The 17,163-nt window shown below is 52.4% G+C and carries 20 protein-coding genes and 1 pseudogene; 4 read left to right on the top strand and 17 right to left on the bottom strand.

Features of this window, described 5'->3' with window-relative positions:
- Positions 1-91: 91 nt before the first annotated feature.
- Entirely contained in the window at positions 92-1,015 is a 924-nt protein-coding gene (locus FD744_RS00725; RefSeq protein WP_160866909.1) for a LysR family transcriptional regulator, read from the top strand.
- 6 nt (positions 1,016-1,021) lie between these two features.
- Here FD744_RS00725 and FD744_RS00730 read toward each other — a convergent pair whose 3' ends face one another.
- Complete coding sequence (locus FD744_RS00730; RefSeq protein WP_369682970.1) at positions 1,022-2,023, bottom strand: NAD(P)-dependent oxidoreductase; 1,002 nt, start codon at positions 2,021-2,023, stop codon at positions 1,022-1,024.
- Positions 1,941-3,146, bottom strand: a complete 1,206-nt coding sequence (locus FD744_RS00735; RefSeq protein ID WP_160866910.1) for an MFS transporter — start codon at positions 3,144-3,146, stop codon at positions 1,941-1,943. Before FD744_RS00735 ends, FD744_RS00730 begins: the two co-directional genes overlap by 83 nt.
- 190 nt (positions 3,147-3,336) lie before the next feature.
- Here FD744_RS00735 and FD744_RS00740 point away from each other — a divergent pair, with 190 nt between their 5' ends.
- Positions 3,337-3,945: a TetR/AcrR family transcriptional regulator gene (locus tag FD744_RS00740; RefSeq protein WP_160866911.1), complete on the top strand. Its 609-nt coding sequence runs from the start codon at positions 3,337-3,339 to the stop codon at positions 3,943-3,945.
- Between the two features lie 7 nt (positions 3,946-3,952).
- Here the strand turns inward: FD744_RS00740 and FD744_RS00745 are convergent, their stop codons facing one another.
- The 6 genes from FD744_RS00745 to FD744_RS00770 form a co-directional block, all read right to left on the bottom strand.
- Complete coding sequence (locus FD744_RS00745; protein WP_058960780.1) at positions 3,953-4,402, bottom strand: GNAT family N-acetyltransferase; 450 nt, start codon at positions 4,400-4,402, stop codon at positions 3,953-3,955.
- A 95-nt stretch (positions 4,403-4,497) separates the two neighbouring features.
- A complete protein-coding gene (locus FD744_RS00750; RefSeq protein WP_097117682.1) occupies positions 4,498-4,719 on the bottom strand; it encodes a hypothetical protein in 222 nt (73 codons plus the stop codon).
- Between the two features lie 226 nt (positions 4,720-4,945).
- Complete coding sequence (locus FD744_RS25935; RefSeq protein ID WP_160867180.1) at positions 4,946-5,071, bottom strand: LuxR C-terminal-related transcriptional regulator; 126 nt, start codon at positions 5,069-5,071, stop codon at positions 4,946-4,948.
- A gap of 79 nt (positions 5,072-5,150) precedes the next feature.
- Complete coding sequence (locus FD744_RS00760; protein ID WP_160866912.1) at positions 5,151-5,510, bottom strand: hypothetical protein; 360 nt, start codon at positions 5,508-5,510, stop codon at positions 5,151-5,153.
- Between the two features lie 175 nt (positions 5,511-5,685).
- A complete protein-coding gene (locus tag FD744_RS25900; RefSeq protein WP_160866913.1) occupies positions 5,686-6,261 on the bottom strand; it encodes an autotransporter outer membrane beta-barrel domain-containing protein in 576 nt (191 codons plus the stop codon).
- Positions 6,262-6,379: 118 nt separating this feature from the next.
- A complete protein-coding gene (locus FD744_RS00770; RefSeq protein WP_306439516.1) occupies positions 6,380-7,099 on the bottom strand; it encodes a response regulator transcription factor in 720 nt (239 codons plus the stop codon).
- 410 nt (positions 7,100-7,509) lie between these two features.
- Here FD744_RS00770 and FD744_RS00775 point away from each other — a divergent pair.
- Positions 7,510-7,635, top strand: a pseudogene (locus FD744_RS00775) (Fic family protein); the annotation flags it as partial.
- Between the two features lie 107 nt (positions 7,636-7,742).
- Here the strand turns inward: FD744_RS00775 and FD744_RS00780 are convergent.
- From FD744_RS00780 to FD744_RS00820, 9 genes are all read right to left on the bottom strand, one after another.
- On the bottom strand, positions 7,743-8,612 hold the full coding sequence (locus FD744_RS00780; RefSeq protein WP_160866914.1) for an ATP-grasp fold amidoligase family protein: 870 nt from the start codon (positions 8,610-8,612) through the stop codon (positions 7,743-7,745).
- Between the two features lie 5 nt (positions 8,613-8,617).
- A complete protein-coding gene (locus FD744_RS00785; RefSeq protein WP_160866915.1) occupies positions 8,618-9,853 on the bottom strand; it encodes a polysaccharide biosynthesis C-terminal domain-containing protein in 1,236 nt (411 codons plus the stop codon).
- Positions 9,854-10,299: 446 nt separating this feature from the next.
- Positions 10,300-11,166 carry a DMT family transporter gene (locus FD744_RS00790; protein WP_176505746.1) on the bottom strand — a complete coding sequence of 289 codons (867 nt, stop codon included), beginning with the start codon at positions 11,164-11,166 and terminating at the stop codon, positions 10,300-10,302.
- Between the two features lie 5 nt (positions 11,167-11,171).
- The gene (locus FD744_RS00795) at positions 11,172-12,542 is read right to left on the bottom strand and encodes an amidase (RefSeq protein ID WP_160866916.1); all 1,371 of its coding nucleotides are present in this window, start codon (positions 12,540-12,542) and stop codon (positions 11,172-11,174) included.
- Positions 12,535-12,738: a hypothetical protein gene (locus FD744_RS00800; RefSeq protein ID WP_160866917.1), complete on the bottom strand. Its 204-nt coding sequence runs from the start codon at positions 12,736-12,738 to the stop codon at positions 12,535-12,537. The genes FD744_RS00795 and FD744_RS00800 overlap by 8 nt, the downstream gene beginning before the upstream one ends.
- Positions 12,739-12,804: 66 nt before the next feature.
- Positions 12,805-13,812 (bottom strand): ABC transporter substrate-binding protein, encoded by a 1,008-nt coding sequence (locus FD744_RS00805; protein WP_034822438.1) that lies wholly within the window; start codon positions 13,810-13,812, stop codon positions 12,805-12,807.
- Between the two features lie 2 nt (positions 13,813-13,814).
- Entirely contained in the window at positions 13,815-14,657 is an 843-nt protein-coding gene (locus FD744_RS00810) for an ABC transporter permease (RefSeq protein ID WP_034822437.1), read from the bottom strand.
- Positions 14,658-14,669: 12 nt separating this feature from the next.
- Entirely contained in the window at positions 14,670-15,452 is a 783-nt protein-coding gene (locus FD744_RS00815; protein ID WP_160866918.1) for an ABC transporter ATP-binding protein, read from the bottom strand.
- Positions 15,445-16,362: a carbon-nitrogen hydrolase family protein gene (locus FD744_RS00820; RefSeq protein ID WP_160866919.1), complete on the bottom strand. Its 918-nt coding sequence runs from the start codon at positions 16,360-16,362 to the stop codon at positions 15,445-15,447. Before FD744_RS00820 ends, FD744_RS00815 begins: the two co-directional genes overlap by 8 nt.
- A 133-nt stretch (positions 16,363-16,495) precedes the next feature.
- Here FD744_RS00820 and FD744_RS00825 point away from each other — a divergent pair, with 133 nt between their 5' ends.
- Positions 16,496-17,155: a helix-turn-helix domain-containing protein gene (locus FD744_RS00825; protein WP_160866920.1), complete on the top strand. Its 660-nt coding sequence runs from the start codon at positions 16,496-16,498 to the stop codon at positions 17,153-17,155.
- Positions 17,156-17,163: the final 8 nt, after the last annotated feature.

The raw sequence follows: 17,163 nt of genomic DNA on the forward strand, positions 1-17,163 counted from the left end.
TGAATCCCGAGTATGAGGATAAAATTGCGCTTAAAAAATGGGTATAAAACGTTATTATTGTTGACCTGAGAACAACAGATAATGAAAACCTATGGCAATGCTGCTCTATCCTGACAAGTCCATAAGATACTTGTATGAAGTCGGTGTCCATGGCGGCATTCGTCGTGCGGCGGAAGCACTGGATGTCGATCCCGCGGCCATCAGTCGTCAGCTTTCGCAGCTGGCGCGTGATATGCAACTGCCACTGCTGGAGCGGCGCGGACGCAATGTGGTGCTCACCGAAGCGGGGAAATTGCTGGCTGAGGATTACGCGCAAACGCATCAACGCAGAAGCCACCTGGAAAGACGTCTGCGCGATTTGCGCCATAAACGCGGCGGCTCGATCCGTATGCGTGTCGGCCAGGGGATGGTCGATGAGGTGGTGAAGTATGTCTTGCGGCCTTTTTCGCAAAGCTATCCTGAAGTGTTCATCGATATTTTATCGGGCGATATGCAAACCACGGTGAGCCTGATCACTCGTGGCGAAGTGGATATGGCCGTGGGTTTTGGCCCCCTCGGTCCGCCCGGCGTGAAGTGTCACAGTTATCTGCGCGGCCCCATCTGCGCCATTGTGCATCGTGACCACCCCATCGGATTGTATCAACAGGTGGATGTCAGCGATCTTGCTGAATATCCACTGATTGGCATGGATAAAGACTTTGGTATTCAGAGCTATATGAACGTCATGTTTAATCAGGAGGGATTGGTGTTCACGCCCGCCTACAGCTGCAACCTGTTTTCCAGTGCGATTGCGCTGAGCCAGGCGGGAATGGGCATTGCATTTATGACCACCAAAGTCGTTGAAGACGCGTTGACGTCGCGTAATCTGATCGCGGTGCCGATCAATCATCGCATCGCCCGCGAGAGCCAATGCCATCTGTTACGCAGCGCCGACCACCGCTTTACCCCAGCGGCACAGCACCTTTGGCAGCTGCTGTGCCAGTTTTTTGAGGGCAGTTCACATGCTGCATCATAACGGATTTCACGTTGTCGGCGACTTAGATGCAGCTGACCGCAGCGTATAGTCGGCCATGATCGACCAGTCACGATCGCCGCCTCCGGCGTTTACCGCCCGATGCATTTGCTGATGCACCGCCTGCAACATCGGCAGTTCGGCTTTAGCGTGGGCGGCAGCGGCCTGCGCCAAACGAAGATCTTTTAACCCGAGGCTGGCCTTGAAGCCGGGTTCATACACCTCCTGCATGATGTTGGCGGAATAGACCTGATAGCTCCGGCTACCAAATAAGGTATTGAGGATCAGATCAAAGAAGCGTTCACGTTCCAGCCCGTTGGCTTCGGTGAGCACCACGGCTTCCGCCATTGCTTCAATCGCCATGGTGATCATCATGTTACAAGCAATTTTCGCCGCATGAGCCGCGGCCGGTGTTTCGCCCATATTCCAGATGCGTTTACCAATCAATGCTAATACCGGTTCCACTCGGCTAAGCGCTGACGATTCTCCGGCTACCAGCACATTTAACTCGCCGCGCGCGGCAACGTCCGGCCTTCCCAACACCGGTGCTGCGATATAAGCAATACTCGCCGCCTGATGGCGCTGCGCCAGCTCATGAGAATAAGCCACCGAAATCGTCGACATCACGATGTGCACCAGATGCGGGTTGGCCTGGCTGAGCAGATCATCATTGATGATCACATCCTCAATCGCCCCATCATCAGAGAGCAACGTGAGCACTATATCAGCCTGAAAAGCTTCAACGGCGGTGGTGAGTGCTGTGACTCCCGGCACTTCACGAGCGGATCGACTCCATCCTGAAACCTGATGCCCTGCGGCGATAAAATGTTGTGCGATAGCACTGCCCATCGCACCAAGACCGATAATTGCAATATTCATCTTGTTACCCTGTTGATAGCGCTGAACGCAGCCAGCGCAGGAGGCGTGATTAATGGCCGGTGCGCGCGCCGGAACTGAAGCCGTGATTGCGAGCCCGCAAAGTGATGAGAAAAGCGATTGCCAGCAGCACAAGCAAAACGGGTGGGAACGACTGGGCGCCCCAGTGATTCAACAAAATACCGCCCGTGATGCCGCCCGCAGCAATCGCGCCGTTCCACGCCACCACGTTCATGGAAAGTGCGATATCTGCGCCCTCTCCAGCGGTATCCGCGAGCGCCGTTTGCAATAGCGTTGCTGCCCCGCCGAAGGTCAATCCCCACACTGCCACGCCGAGGTACAGCACCGCTGGAATGTGCGAAAAGCCCATAAATCCCAATGAAACCAGGGCAAATACAGCCAGACTTACCAGCACGCTGCTGCGTAAGTGGTGATCGATCAGCCGCCCGATCACAGCAATCGCCAGCAGCGCGGAAAGCCCGAACACCAGCAGCACAACATCCACTTGAGAACCCAATCCCGCCAACTGCAGAAACGGAGCGATATAGGTATAGAGAATGTTGTGAGCCAGCATCCAGGCGATCACCACACTGAGCACGGGTCTCACACCTGGCGTGGTGAGCACCTTTAACAGCGGCATGCATTCATGGCGCGATTGCCCCGGATAATCAGGCACTTTGGCCAGCACCCACACCACCAGCACAAGGGTTAAGGCAGAGATAACCGCAAAGGCGCTGCGCCAGCCCATCACGCCACCCAGCCAGGTGCCGAGCGGCAAGCCCAGTGACAAGGCAATGGGCGTGCCCACCATGGCGATCGCCATCGCTTTGCCCTGCTGGTGAATCGCCACCATCCTGCGGGCATAGCCCGCCAGCAGACTCCATGACAATCCCGCGGCTACGCCAGCAAAAAAGCGTGCCGTTAGCGTGAGCCAGTAGTTTGCGGACAGCGCCGTAATAGAATTGAAAATCAGGAACCCGGCGATAGCCAGCAGCAATACATTTCTGCGCCGCCAACTCTGTGTCGCGATGGTCAATGGGATCGCGGCGATCAGCGAGCCCAGCGCATAAGCCGTGACCGTCTGCCCCGCCAGCGCATTAGAGATGCTCAGTCCCGCCGCCATTTGCGGCAACAGCCCGGCGGGCAAGGTTTCAGTGATGATGCAAATAAAGCCTGTCATCGCCAGCGCCAGCAGAGCCGATATCGGCAGACGTTCTGTTGCTGCATCTTGCTCAGTGAGTGCGAGTTCTTTTTCCATAATTCCTTCTGAAATCATTTATGTATCGACTGGTATATATTTAGGCGTGCAATGTCGCCTTGTTAAAGTTAATGAGAGCGATCTGGATTTATGTAACGATCGATACACTAATCAGGCAGGTTCGCTTTGTCAACGAGTTATGTATCGTTTAGTATAGTAATCCGCTGCACGCATTAGACAGGAGGAAGCGATGGCGACGATGGGACGCCCGAGAACATTTGATCGCGATCAGGCGGTTGAACAGGCGATGTATCTATTTTGGCAACAGGGCTACGAATCGACTTCGCTTACCCAGCTCAAAGCCAGCATCAACAACGGCATTTCCGCACCCAGTTTTTATGCCGCGTTTGGTTCGAAAGAGGCATTATTTCGTGAGTGTGTGCAGCGCTATCTCGCGACCTTTGGTCAGGTAACGGAATTCCTGTGGGATGCGAATCTGACGGGACGTGAAGCCGTGGAAACCTCGTTGCGACGCTCAGCGCAGATGCAGTGCGAGCCAGGCCATCCAACCGGATGTATGGTTGGCCTCGGTGCCATGAGCGCCACCTCCGCCGAACATGCCGCCGTGACCGAACCGCTGACACGCTCGCGCAAGCGTACCCGAGCCGGAATCACCGCCGCGATCGCGCGTGCCGTTGCCGCGGGCGAGTTGCGGCCGGATGTTGATGTCAGCGCGCTGGCGGCATCTTTCAGCACTTTTATGTTTGGTTTATCGATTCAGGCACGCGACGGCGCCAGCATTGAGGAACTTAACCAGGCGATTTCGCAGATGATGTGGACGTGGGATGCGAATAGATAAGGTGAGATCAGAGTGTTCTGCTTAAACAAACGGATTCGGTGCGACCAACATACGGGCCGTAGTTTTCAATCTGCTTAAAGCCGTGTTTAAGATAAAAATCCACGGCGCGAGTGTTGATGGCGCGTGTTGAAAGCTGAATTTCTTCGAAGCCTACACTCACGGCCCACCGCTGCAAATGTTCTAACAGCGCCGCCCCCACGCCGTATACGCTGCGATCCGAATACATGCGTTTTAGTTCTGCGATGTCATGCGATAGCGGCCGCAGTGAAGCACATCCTACCGCTCTCCCCTGCTGATCTTTTGCTAACACCCAGATGGAGCGTCTTTCATTCAAGGCTTCAGCATTAAAGTGGCTCTTTCCGTTGTTCCCGGTGATGGCCGCCAACTCTGTGGAGAGTTGTTCAATCAGACGTTGGGATTCAGGGGCGAGGGGGTCAGCGGACTCGATAGTGATCATAATGGGGGATCTATTCCTGATGTGCGGCGATGATGCTCATCGCCTCCGGATTAATCTGCAGTCAGCACGTTAAACCGGAAGCGCTTATCTGCCAATTACTTTTGTTGCTGCTGTTTTGCTTCAGCTTCCTTTTGCTTCTTACTGGCCATGTGATGACCCACGACACAGCCCCCTACCGCGCCCATCACGGCATGGTGCGCAACATGCCCCGCTGCGGCACCAATCATCGCGCCTTTCAGGCATCCTTGTGCTTCAGCCTGAGCGCTGACGGCTAAAAACAGGCCTAAAGTGATAACTAGCTTTGACAGAGTTTTCATACAACTGTGGTTCCGAAAAGGGATGAAGCTGAGTACGTTACCGATAAATTTGTTTGAATTCGTGCACTATTCGCTGAGGCGCACCACTGATTGCGGGCTGTTGATGAATGGTTGTTGATTGGCTGCTGTAATGGGGTTTCGTCCATCACCCATTCATCAATCACACACGGCACACCGTCATGCTGTTCGTTGCCTGGAAGAGTTCTGATTAAGACTGTGAGTGCTGCTACAGCAGATGATAGCGCCGCGCGAAGTCAATGAGTTCCACTAATGAGGTGATGTTCAGCTTTATTTTGAGGCGATGTTTATAGGTGCTGACGGTTTTTTCACTGAGCGACAGTTGCGCACCAATCTATTTATTGCCCATGCCTTTTGCCAGCAAAATCAACACCGTCATTTCGCGCGCGGAGAGCATGCGTAAGCGTTGCTCATCACTGGCCCCATGGCGACGATGGGCTGCCGGCGGAAAATCCTGCGCTGGGGCGAAACTGTAACCACGCATCACCATGCGCACCGCCTCTTTGAATTCGCTGAGTTGATCCGAGGCGATGACATAACCATCGGCGCCCGCTTCCAGACAACGCTGCGCGAAATGCGGACAGCAGCGTTAATCCTTCAAGGTTGTTGATGAGATTGACCACCAGCAAGTCCGGACACAGTCGTTGAACCTGATCCAGCCCTTCAACCACAGGCAAGCATTCAGCTAAGACGGCGATGCCGCTGTATTCCAACGCCATCACGCGTTCGCGGCAGTGGTCTGGGTGGTCATCGATCATAATGGCGGTTTTCATGGCGTACTGATGTTCCTTTCAGAGGGTGAATAAACGTCCTTGCATGCTTATCACCTTAGCCCGCGAACACTGTACCGGCTGTAGGAGAGTACTTATCTGTTGAGCAAAATTCCGGCGACAAGATGCCGCCAGATATCTGTGATTACCAGCTCCAGCGCACACCGAAAGCCGCATTCTAAGGGCTGTTCATATGCCGTGCTTTGCTGGTCGCTGCTTCGGTATAAAGCTGTAGATCAGGTTGAAGCTGAGCAGGCATCCGCCATGTCATCTCTGCGCGCGTACCGGCCAGATCATTGCTGAAACGCTGATCGTTAAGGGTCATGCGATTGTTGTTTTCCAGCTCCTGAATCGCTGATAACCGTACCCACGGCGTTGACTGCGCCCCCTGGGATAAGGTCAGTGACTTGCCCACGACGCCGTGCAGCGCAACTTGTTGCGAGCGTACCGAACCGCTACGGGCAGCCAGGCCATTATCAAAGCGGAAACTATCACTCTTCGCCCACAGCGTGCTCAACTGTGCCGACGCCTCAACGAACCCGCCACCGCTGCCATCAATACTGAAGCTGTCTAAACCGGTCATCGTACCTGCAAGCGAGGAACCACTGTTCAATGCCAGTGCGATGCGGCTGGTGGTGTCAGTGCGGTTGTTACCGGTGAGTACCGAGTCATGGCTGGCGGTGACTGCGGCTAAGGCATTGCTGTTGCCCTGTAATACATTGCCACTGCTTTGACATACGCACTTGATTCTCACCTTTGTTTTGCGGCGGTACACCTTTAAAGGTGACGCGCCCAAGGTGTTGATAAGGTGTATACTTCCTGATTGACGTAAAACCATCCAGTCTCTGCTGAATGGAATAAAAAATTGAATGTTAGAAAAGATGATCGCGGTATTTAAACAATTCTAAATCGGTGGTCAGCCCCAGTTTTTTCATCCCCGATTGCTTGTGCCCGCTGATGGTTTTACGGCTGCGTTTTAATTTTTCTGCGATCTCAATTACCTGCATGCCATCAAGGAAACAACGGATCACTTCCGCTTCACGCGGCGATAACAGCGTATCCAGTCGCGAAAGCTTCTCGCCGTTGGCGTGATACAGCGGCCCATCTAATACCGCGCCATCGCGCTTTCGCACCGGTATTTTGCTTAATTCACTTTCAATGTTATCTGGAATAAAGCGCAGCCCTCTGTCAATCACACGGATGGCTTCAAAATACGTCTGCGCTTCTTCACGTTTAGAAATATAGCCTTTGATTCCACTCATAAAGGCGGCACGTATTACCGCCAGGCTTTCCATGGAGGACGAGAGTAAAATCTTTAATGTTGGATGGCGTGATAAGATCTGTTTTATTAACGACAAACCATCAAGCTCATCGCCACCCAAAATATAATCCAGCACCAGCACCAGCACATCAGCAGCGTTCTTTTGCAACCATGATAAGAGTTCGTGGCTATGGGAAAAGCTGCCGGTGATCTGCATATCGGGATAGTGGCTGGCTGCCATTTCCAGTGATAATCGAATCATCGGGTGGTCATCCAGTAATACTACCGTTATTTTTTCACCCGCGTAACGAATCATCAAAGTCAACCTCATCAGTCAGCCAGAATAAACAACAAAATACGTTTTATTGCGTGCTGATCGAAACGCAAGGTGAGACCATTCTGAGTCAACAGTTACTGATTAAACGGTAGGGATTTACTTACACAGCCATGGCAAATAGTAGTGCCATCAAACTTCTCTGACAGGCGTTACATCAGGGTGACATCGACATGCTGGCCATCTGGCGTCCCGCTCTGGAGAACAACCGTACCGTTGCCGCCTCCTTGCCCTAGCTGCACGGTCAGGCCGTGGTGTTACATTCCGATCAGCCTCTACTTCATGAAACGGAAATTGAGAACGGGTTATTGGCGTTAATGCAGGACAAACAGCATCAATGGGACCCCTATGGTGCCTCACCAAATAGTTTTTTGGATTGTTACCATGCAGTACAGCGACTGGCTACCGCTAAACGTCAAACGGCATCCGCTTATTTGAAACAGCTTGTGGGAATCGGCGTATTAGAAGAGAAAAGTTATGGGCGCGAGAAGCTGTACATGAATACACGCCTGTTGCAGGAACTGAATCAATAAATGAAAAGGGATTGAGTGCTTCATTATGCCGCCCTCAATCCCCGAACCACTATCCATCAACTGCCAGAGTTAACTCTACTCTGTCTGGGGCGCTCCATGCACACCCATCACAACCTCAGCTGCCCGCCCAAAATGACATCCGCTTCCTGAAGGGAGACATCCAGTCCTGCTGAAGGCGTAAATGTCAGTTCGCCAAAAATGACTTCGCCATTGAGAAGATAGAAATCAGCGCGCACGAATTTAAAATCGCTCGCCAGTTTCATTGCATACTGCTTCATTTTCACAAAGCCATCAGGCATCTCTGGCAGGTCATACTTATTAATCAACTTCACCGTATCCTCAAAGGGTAGCGGATTCCAGTTCATGTCAAAGTAATAGAATTTAGGTGTGCCTTTTTCACGGCCGACACAAACCATGACGGCGTAGGGTTTACCGTTAAAGCAGTAAAACTTATAGTCGTCTGGAAAACCACCGCGTTCATTCTCGATAAATTTCTCGCAGAGAATCTTTCTCTCAATCTTTCGGTACTGTGGCTCAATAAAATGTGATGAGAAATCCTCACTTAACCACTTGCTCAATTGCCGGTTGGTTTTATCAACATCTAATGAGGATTTATCACTACAAATGATGTTGTAGCCTGCACCATGATTGCACTTGAGCGCAAACCTTTCAGGCAGTGCAGCATAGTCAATATCTTGAGGACTATCGTAGACGCCATAAAGCTCATTCAGAATTTCACCGCAGCCTTTGGATGAAATATATTCTCTGACTTTATACTTATCCGCGCAGCGAGTGTAGATATCATTGTTCAGCTCATTGAACTTGAGCCACTGAATCTTTTCATTAAAATTGGTAGGATTAGTTAAATTAAGTTTCTTCTTAAATTTTATGTAGTAGTGGGCTTTAGCACAGAATTCTGGTGAAATATTAGCGCTAATTTTCAGAGCTGACTTAACTGTGTGTTTTATCATTCTCATTGAAATTATCTCATTTTAAAAATGTTGAGGTGCATTTTGATGATTGTTCTATTCTTGAAAAAGTAATTCAGTAACGTGCAAGACAAAATTTCAACAATCAAAAAACAGTATGCAGCGCCATTAATTCCGAAGGAACGGATCATGACCCAGGAAAATGGCACGGTTAATACACAACATAAAAACATCTTCTTAGCCAGGTAGTTGTATCCGGACTCTTTGATCATATACCGGTAGCAGATCGTTCCCAGTGACGAGAACATCGTGCCAATAATGATGATGGGTATAATTTCGGCAGATTCCATATACTTATTGCCATAAAGCAAATGGATAAAGTCATCACCAATCAGATAGAACCCACCTAACACAACAAGAGACAGCAGGATAACAATCCTGTTGATTTTACTTAGTAATTCATCTACAGCAGGTTGATTCTTTTCATTGTAAATCTTTGAGAAGAAACTCGTTATTAATGCCAATACGATAAATGACCAGGCGCCTCCTATGGTTAACGCAACGCTATAGATTCCCAGATTTGAGTAAGAGATCATTTTAGCCAGAAAAATACTCGAAATCTGCGTGTAGATATCCGCTGATATGCTCGACAGAATTAAGGCCCCGCCGGTATACAACATATGACGGTTATACATCACAGCACCTTTACTACTTTCATTGACTGCTGTGGTCTGCCTAAAGTACACAAGGCGCATGACGTAAGGGACCAGAGGGATAATGATGATAGGTATCGTGAAATAGTAAATCGGCAGTTCAAAGTGAGATATGTAGAATCTGGCCATCAGTGCCAAAGACAATCCGATGACATTGGTAATCGTATTTATCTTCGATTTTAATTGAGTGTTGTTATAGATCGAAAAGAAGTCCATCACGATGTAATACGTCGCGATGCAGTTGGCAACGCCAAAGATAAATACCGTGAGATCCGTAAAGAAGTAGAGATACGTGAGTACTGCACTTGAGGAGATGAGAAAGAAAAAACGCCTCTGATTCTGCGTGTGCATCGCCAAAGAGATACCTGAACGGGCTCTCTCACTCATGCGTTTAAAAATAATATTCTGACCACCAAACCATGACAACGTCTGTACAAAGATAAACAGCGAGGTGGCGATGTTTATCTTGCCAAAGTTATCCGGGCCAATGTATTTAGCCATTAACGAATTGATATATATCAGTCCGATAATATTGACTGACTTCTCCAGCATGATCCATATCGCGTTAGAATACATGTCACGTCTCACATACACTTATGTTGAGTTGCAGTTGTTTATGCTTGATTGATGTTCTACGCTCAAAAGCAACGGGGTTTATATGCATTGCTGGTATATTTATTTGTCAAAAGGTTATATAGTCAAATAACCTTCACATTACTTCTTTACTTTTCGCTTTCATTTTAATTGGTCGATACTGTGACTGTTTACACAAAAATAGTGAAGGGTTTTCTGTTCGAATCAGATTAATAGCAGTCATTTATTAAAATTAGTGCCAGACATTAATGAAGTGTTGTATTGAAGGAATTAATTAAATAGGAGAGTAATAATCAGGAAGATAGGGGATTAACTCGCGATTTTGAGCTAACGTGCGCGCCTTGCACGCCGCATAGCAGGTTTGAGTGATATGCCGATATAACCCTCTTACATAACGAGTTCTCAGCATTCCGGCTGAAAAATCCCAATTACACGACCACCCTCTTCTTCATGACTGTGCCTCGTACCACTGCCAGCAATATCCCTCCTACAATCAGCAGCGTGCCGATCACTTTGCTGTGATCCAGCGATTCATGCAGAATTGCCACGCCCATCAGTAATGCCAGCGCCGGGCTGAGCAGTGACCAGGGCAGAATCTGGCTGGCGGGATAGCGTTTCAGCAGGCCGTACCACAATGAATAAGCGAGGATGGACGAACCCAGCGCGCTGTAGATGACCCCGAGCCAACCGCGCCAACCCGCTGCGAGTAGCAAAGTGAACTGGTGCTGCTCGGTGAGTAGCGAACTCACCCCCACCAATGGAATGGCAAACAGTGACAGCCATCCCGTCATCGCCAGCGGTGCAATCGGCGGCAAACGCTTGATCAGCACCGTGCTGCATGCCCAACCACAGGCGCTCATCAATAACCACATAATGCTTTGCCAGTGCGACAGCGCCGGACTGCCCGCAAGAATCATCACGCCCAAAAACGCCACCACTACGCCGCCGATTTGCTGATAGCGCAGCCGCTCTTTGAGCCAGAATGCTGCCAGCAGCATGGCGATCGGCGTGCCCATCTGGATAAACACGGCGGTGGTGCCCGCATCGGTGGTTTGCATGCCAATCACCATTAACCCGAAATGCACAAAGCCAAAGGTGAATCCCAGCAGCATCATGCCAGGTAGCTGACGCCACGTCAGGCGATGAAACGGCAGCAACAGCGCCGCCACTAGCACAAAACGCAGCGTCAGCATGAACAGCGGCGGCAGTTCCATCAGGCCAAACTTCATGGCGATAACGTTAAAAGCCCAGCCGTTGACCACTAGCAGCAGGATTAACAGGTCGCGCAGCGGAATGGGTTTCACGCACGTAGCCGGGTTGGCGTTTGCAGATGATAATCGTGCTCCTGCTGGAATCGACGCGCAAAAGCGAGCAGTTTGCGCTCAGCGCCATCACGTCCAATGAGCTGCATGCCAATGGGCATCCCTGCATGATCAAACCCGGCAGGCAGACTGATAGCGGGCAGTGCTGAAAGACTTGCCAGCGCGTTGTAACGCATGTTGCCGGTCAACACGCTCTCTTCGCGGTCTCTCATTTGAATCGCTTCCAGTCCTTTATGCGGTGCGGTAAATGGCAGCGTCGGCACCAGAATCACATCCACCTGATTCAAATGCTGCAACAACTGCTGGCGTAACCCGGTGCGGAAACGTTGTGCCTGCAGATACTCCACTGCGCTAATGGCGAGTCCCGCTTGCAGCAGCTTTCGCACATCCGCACCGTATTCTTGCGGACGGTCAGCAAGCCAGGCGGCATGCAATGAAGCCGGTTCCGCAAGGTTGATTAGCACCAGCGCATTCACCGCCTGCTCAAGCCCGGTCAAACTCAGCGTCTGGCAACGCGCGCCCGCCGCACTCAACCACTGCACCATTTGATCATAGGCAGTCGCGACATCAGGCTGCACCTGCTGTTGCACATCCGGCAGTAAGCCAATACGCAATCCGGCCAGTTCCGGTAATGCTGTCAGCGGCTGTGTTTTGCCGTCGAGCACATTAAACAGCACTTCACACTCTTCGGCATAACGAGCCAGCGGCCCAACGGTATCAAGACTGGTGGCGAGAGGAAAAATGCCCTCCGTGGAGAGTCGCCCCACGCCCGGGCGCAGACCGGTGATCCCGTTCATCGAAGCCGGTAAACGAATCGATCCCCCGGTATCGGTGCCCAACGTTGCCAGCGCACTGCGCACCGAGGCGGCGACACCCGAACCCCCGCTGGAACCGGCAGGAATGCGGGCATCATCCCAGGGATTGCTGCTGGCACCGTAGTGCGGATTGTTGGTGGTGCCGCCCCATGCGAATTCATGCATGTTGGTGCTGCCGATGATTAACGCGCCCGCCTGCTTCAGACGCTGCACCACCACCGCATCACGCTGGGCGATATTGCCGCTGAGTATCTGACTGCCCGCGTGCATCTCCTCACCGGCCAAATCGATATTGGCTTTAATGGCAATCGGCATGCCATGCAGCGGGCCCAGATCGTAACCCTGTTCCAGTAAACGTTGGCTGGCTTTGGCCGTCTGACGGACCTGAGACACATAGACCTCATTGAAAGCATTGAGATCGCGTGTGATTTCCTCACGCGCCAGACAGGCTTCGACCAGCTCTGGCACGCTGGTCTGCCGTGTGCGCAACTGCTGTGCCAGCGTCAGCATCGAGGCATCGATCAACTCACTCATGGGGCAACTCCAGCGGCGGCTGCAAAGCGGAAACCCAGGCGTTTGCCGGCAGCAGCGTTGGCGCGAAATGTTGCGCAGCAAAGGCGCTAACGCCCGCCGCACGCACTTCACAATCGGAGAGCAGGTGTTCCAGCTCAACCGCATCAGCCGCGCAATGGCGCTGTATCAATGCCAGTCGAAGTGTCAGTGCATCCATAATCATTCCTCTTTTAATGCGGGCGCACAGTGGTACGCCCGTAACCTGGCGACAGTCGGTGATGGCTTATTTATCGCCCATCGCATCGACCGCTTCTTTGGCCTTAGTCGCCAGCGTCGTGTTCACGTTGTTCTGATATGACGTGGCTTCAGAGGGATAGGCTTTGATGTTTTTGGCATACAGCGCGATGTTCATGTTGTTATCCCAGGCCTTCTGCGACACCAGCACGTTCTCCGGATAGCCTTTGGCATCGATTTCACGCTGCACTGCGGTTTTAACCACCTCCTCGGGCAACGCCGGGAAGTATTTACGTGCAATGGTCACCGACTCAGCCGGATGCTTGTAGATAAAGCGTGAGGCCTGTTCAAAGGCGGTCACGACGGCCTGCGCGGCCTGTGGATTCTTATCAATATATTGTTGTGTGGTCGTCAGGCTAGAGAAGGCAAACGGATACCAGGATTGCGCGGCTGAGAACGAGTAAGCCACATGCAAGCCGTTCTGCTTTTCGGCCATGGTGACCTGTGGCTCCGCCGCTAACGCGTAATCTGCACGACCTGCCGCCACCGCCGGGATCTCATTGCCAATCGCCACATGCACCAGCTTGACGTCTTTGAGGTTGTTCTGTTTGATCAGATAACTCATAAACGCCCAGGTGGTATCCGGTTGCGGGCTGGTCACCACACGTTTGCCCGCGAGCAGTGACAAATTGTCCTGCAAAGAAGCCGCTTCTTTGCCGAAGATGAAGATGGTTGGCGCGTTCTGTACCCCGGCCACCACCACCCCTTTGCCGCCGTTTTCACGGGTTTTCGGCACAAACACCGGATCCTGAATCGAGAAATCTGCCGAGCCGCCAATCACCGCCGCCCAGGATTGCGCCCCGCCGCCACCGGTGCTGATTTTCACATCAACGCCCTGCTGTTTAAAAAAGCCCTGCTCTTGTGCCACATACAACGGCAGATAGAGCAGCGATTGAAACGCCTGGTTGATGCGCACTGGCGTGTCAGCCGCGTGCGCACTCACCAGAGAAGCCAGACAAACTGCGGCAGAGATCGTAGCTAAACGGAATTTTTTCATGATTATTTCCTGTCCCAGGAGAGAATGAGGCGTTCAATAAATGCCACCAGCGCGTTGAAACACAGCATCATCAGCATGACCAGCACGATGCCAGCCAGCACAATGTTCATACCGAAATTAGAACTGCCCAGCAGGATCATGTGACCCACACCGCTATCTGAAGAGATGTACTCGCCGACGATGGCACCGACCAGCGCGAAGCCCACGTTGAGGCGTAAGCCTGACAGCACCCACAACATCGCGGATGGCACCACCAGCTTGAAGAAGATGGTGCCGCGTCCGGCGTTGAAGGATCGCAGGAGGTTGATGAGATCGGGATCGGTGCGCATCGCGCCTTTATAAGAGGTGGTCAGCGACACCACCACGCAGGAAAACGCCACAATCACTACTTTGGAAAGCATCTCCGTGCCGAACCAGATGATGGTCATCGGCGCAATCGCCAGCACCGGTATTGAGCCGATCGCGGCGATAAATGGCGCGGCAAGGTCAGAGATGAAGCGCGAGTACCACAGCAGCAACCCCAGGATAGAGCCGCCAATCGCGCCCACGGCAAACCCCACCAGGGTTTCAACGGCGGTGACGCGCACATCAGTCACCATTTCACCGGACTGAAAGCGCTGGACCAGCACCTCCCATACCTGCGAGGGGCTGGAGAACAGGAAGGCGTTGATGTTGCCACTGCGCACACCGAGCTCCCACCCTCCCAACAGCAGCACCACAATCGCCACCTGTAAGAACAGCAGCGTGTAGCGACGTGCGTTAGCTGAGCGGAAAAAGGTTTCTCGCGAACTGCGATTTGCCGTCGCCGCAACCGTAGGGCGTGTAGACACTGAGTTCATTGTCATGTCGTCCTCTCGTTAGTTAACCGGCTCAGGCTGAATGCCGATGCTGCGCCAGATATGCTCGTAATACTCATTGAAACGCGGCGACAGGCGGCGTTCGGGTATCGACAGGCTCTCCGTGCCGAGATCGACCTCAATCTCCTGCACAATTTCACCGGGGCGCGCTTTCATCACGTAAACACGATCCGACAGCGTGACCGCCTCTTCGATATCATGCGTAATGAAGATCACCGTCTTGTGCTGCTCTTTCACCACACTCAGCAATTCACTTTCCAGCGAGATTTTGAGCGGGTAGTCCAGCGCCTTATAAGCCTCATCCATCAGGATGATTTCCGGGTTGGTGACCATGGTGCGCATCAATGCCACACGCTGTTTCATGCCGCCGGAAAGCTGCGACGGATACTTCTGCTCGTAACCGGTCATTTTGTAGAGTTCGAACAGTTCACGCGCTTTGGCTCGCGCCTGTGCTTTGGGCATGCCGCGCACTTCCAGACCGAGGATCACGTTGTCGATCACCGTACGCCACGGGAACAGCAGGTCTTTTTGCAGCACATAACCGAGTTCCGGTGACGGCGTGCCGGTGGTTTCGCGATTCTTCAGCAAAATGCTGCCGCTGTCGGGCATCAGCAGCCCGGTGATGATGTTGAACAGTGTCGATTTGCCGCAGCCGCTGGGCCCGACAAAAGAGACGAATTCATTGCGATTGGCATGGAAGTTGAGGTTGCGCAGCACCGTCAACTCACCCTCCGGCGTGGGATAGCTTTTGTGGATGCCAGCGGCTTCCAGAACTTTACTCATGGTTTTCCCCCAAAGGTCGCGCGTGGCGATTGTGAACCGTCAACGGCGAAGGCGGGGCCTGCACCGGAACGTAATCTTTCAGGAAGTGATAGCCGAGATAGTCGCTGCTGCGGGCGCGCAGAATGGCGGATTGCACCTCGACGCGGGCAATCGCCATGCCTTCCATGGTGCCACTGTCGGCCACGATATTTCCCAGCGGATCGATAATGCGGCTGTGGCCGTGATAGTGAAGATTGCCGTGCTGGCCGCACAGATTGGATTCGATCATCCAGCATTGATTTTCCAGTGCGCGCACACGGCCAAACAGCGTGTAGCTATCCACCATCGGATCGGCATCGCCTGCACTGCCGTCTCCGGCATAGCCCCATGCGGTGGGCATGATCATGATGTCCGCACCTTTCAGCGCCAGCTCGCGAGTGCTTTCCGGGAACACTTTGTCGTAGCAAATCAACATACCAATGCGGCCAATTGGCGTGCTGAACACCGGAAAATCGCTGCCAGGATAGTAGACGTGCTTCTCATCGCCCGGCTGATGCACTTTGCGATACACGCCGAGCAAACCGTCTGGCCCCAATAGCACCGCACTGTTAAACAGTACTTCGGCACGTTCAGGATGGCGCTCGGTCATGCCAAAAACCACATGCAAGCCCAGTTGCGCAGCGAGCTTTTGCATGGCCTGCACGCTTTCACCTTCGGTCACCACTTCGGCTTGCGCCATTTGCCACGCCACCGCTTCACCGTTCCAGTTGAGCGTATCCGGCAGATAGCCTTGTAAAACTTGCTCCGGAAACACCACCAGGTCGGCACCTTCCTGTGCTGCCTGTTCCATCCAACTCAGCAGGTTGTTGAGGTTGCAGGCTTTATCGTAAAACGCGGGCAGCGTAATGCTGGCGATGGTGGTTATGTTCATAGCAGCTCCCAGAAGTTTTCTTTTAAACTGCTACTCTGCTCACATTTAGACCAATACAATTTTCTTATGTGATAATTTTTATCATATGTGAGAAATTAACTGTCCAGTTCACTTAGCAGAAGAATCATTGCCAATGAAAACCACCCGACAGCATGAAGCCTCCGGGCTGGGCGCCGCCTTAACCGGCGAACAAGATTTTGGACTGCGAATCAAAACGATACGTCAGGCGCGAGAATTGACGCTGGAGCAGGTCGCCGAGTTGAGTGGCGTGTCGATTTCGACACTTTCGAAGATTGAAAAAGGTCAGGTATCCGCTTCATTCGATACCATTGCCAAGATTGCCAGCGCGTTTGATTACTCTCTGGCCGAACTGTTCGCCGAAGAGTTGCCCCTGCCTTCGGTGGCGAGCACCGCCATTCAGGGCCGCCGCACTTACACACTGGCCGGTAAAGGATTGGCCTTTACCAACCCCTATTTTCGTTATGAAGTGCATGCTGCCGAACTGCTGGTGAAAGGGATGATTCCGGTGGTGATGGAAATTGAGACGCGCGAGTTGCCGCCGCCGGAAGCCTGGTCTCAGCATGCCGGTGAAGAGTTCATTTATGTTTTGTCAGGCGAAGTGATGTTGCATACGCAGCTCTATGCACCGCTGCGGCTGGCACAAGGTGACAGCGCTTACATCGACAGTACGATGCGCCATACCTTTGTACGGCTAAGTGATGAAGCCGCCAGCCTGATCTCTATTTGTCAGACTGAAACGCTGGATATTGAGGATTTAACGCGCGGTGGCTGATCAGAGCC

The organism is Pantoea sp. Taur (genome assembly GCF_009830025.1).
Classification (GTDB): domain Bacteria; phylum Pseudomonadota; class Gammaproteobacteria; order Enterobacterales; family Enterobacteriaceae; genus Pantoea; species Pantoea communis.

What these genes read in the sequence shown, in the direction of transcription:
- FD744_RS00820 (WP_160866919.1), bottom strand. Translation starts at nt 16,362, where the DNA reads ATGAACATAACCACCATCGCCAGCATTACGCTGCCCGCGTTTTACGAT.
- FD744_RS00760 (WP_160866912.1), bottom strand. Translation starts at nt 5,510, where the DNA reads ATGAAAACCGCCATTATGATCGATGACCACCCAGACCACTGCCGCGAA.
- FD744_RS00780 (WP_160866914.1), bottom strand. Translation starts at nt 8,612, where the DNA reads ATGAGAATGATAAAACACACAGTTAAGTCAGCTCTGAAAATTAGCGCT.
- FD744_RS00825 (WP_160866920.1), top strand. Translation starts at nt 16,496, where the DNA reads ATGAAAACCACCCGACAGCATGAAGCCTCCGGGCTGGGCGCCGCCTTA.
- FD744_RS00795 (WP_160866916.1), bottom strand. Translation starts at nt 12,542, where the DNA reads ATGAGTGAGTTGATCGATGCCTCGATGCTGACGCTGGCACAGCAGTTG.
- FD744_RS00810 (WP_034822437.1), bottom strand. Translation starts at nt 14,657, where the DNA reads ATGACAATGAACTCAGTGTCTACACGCCCTACGGTTGCGGCGACGGCA.
- FD744_RS00800 (WP_160866917.1), bottom strand. Translation starts at nt 12,738, where the DNA reads ATGGATGCACTGACACTTCGACTGGCATTGATACAGCGCCATTGCGCG.
- FD744_RS00770 (WP_306439516.1), bottom strand. Translation starts at nt 7,099, where the DNA reads ATGAGGTTGACTTTGATGATTCGTTACGCGGGTGAAAAAATAACGGTA.
- FD744_RS00785 (WP_160866915.1), bottom strand. Translation starts at nt 9,853, where the DNA reads ATGTATTCTAACGCGATATGGATCATGCTGGAGAAGTCAGTCAATATT.
- FD744_RS00745 (WP_058960780.1), bottom strand. Translation starts at nt 4,402, where the DNA reads ATGATCACTATCGAGTCCGCTGACCCCCTCGCCCCTGAATCCCAACGT.
- FD744_RS00815 (WP_160866918.1), bottom strand. Translation starts at nt 15,452, where the DNA reads ATGAGTAAAGTTCTGGAAGCCGCTGGCATCCACAAAAGCTATCCCACG.
- FD744_RS00805 (WP_034822438.1), bottom strand. Translation starts at nt 13,812, where the DNA reads ATGAAAAAATTCCGTTTAGCTACGATCTCTGCCGCAGTTTGTCTGGCT.
- FD744_RS00725 (WP_160866909.1), top strand. Translation starts at nt 92, where the DNA reads ATGGCAATGCTGCTCTATCCTGACAAGTCCATAAGATACTTGTATGAA.
- FD744_RS00735 (WP_160866910.1), bottom strand. Translation starts at nt 3,146, where the DNA reads ATGGAAAAAGAACTCGCACTCACTGAGCAAGATGCAGCAACAGAACGT.
- FD744_RS00740 (WP_160866911.1), top strand. Translation starts at nt 3,337, where the DNA reads ATGGCGACGATGGGACGCCCGAGAACATTTGATCGCGATCAGGCGGTT.
- FD744_RS00750 (WP_097117682.1), bottom strand. Translation starts at nt 4,719, where the DNA reads ATGAAAACTCTGTCAAAGCTAGTTATCACTTTAGGCCTGTTTTTAGCC.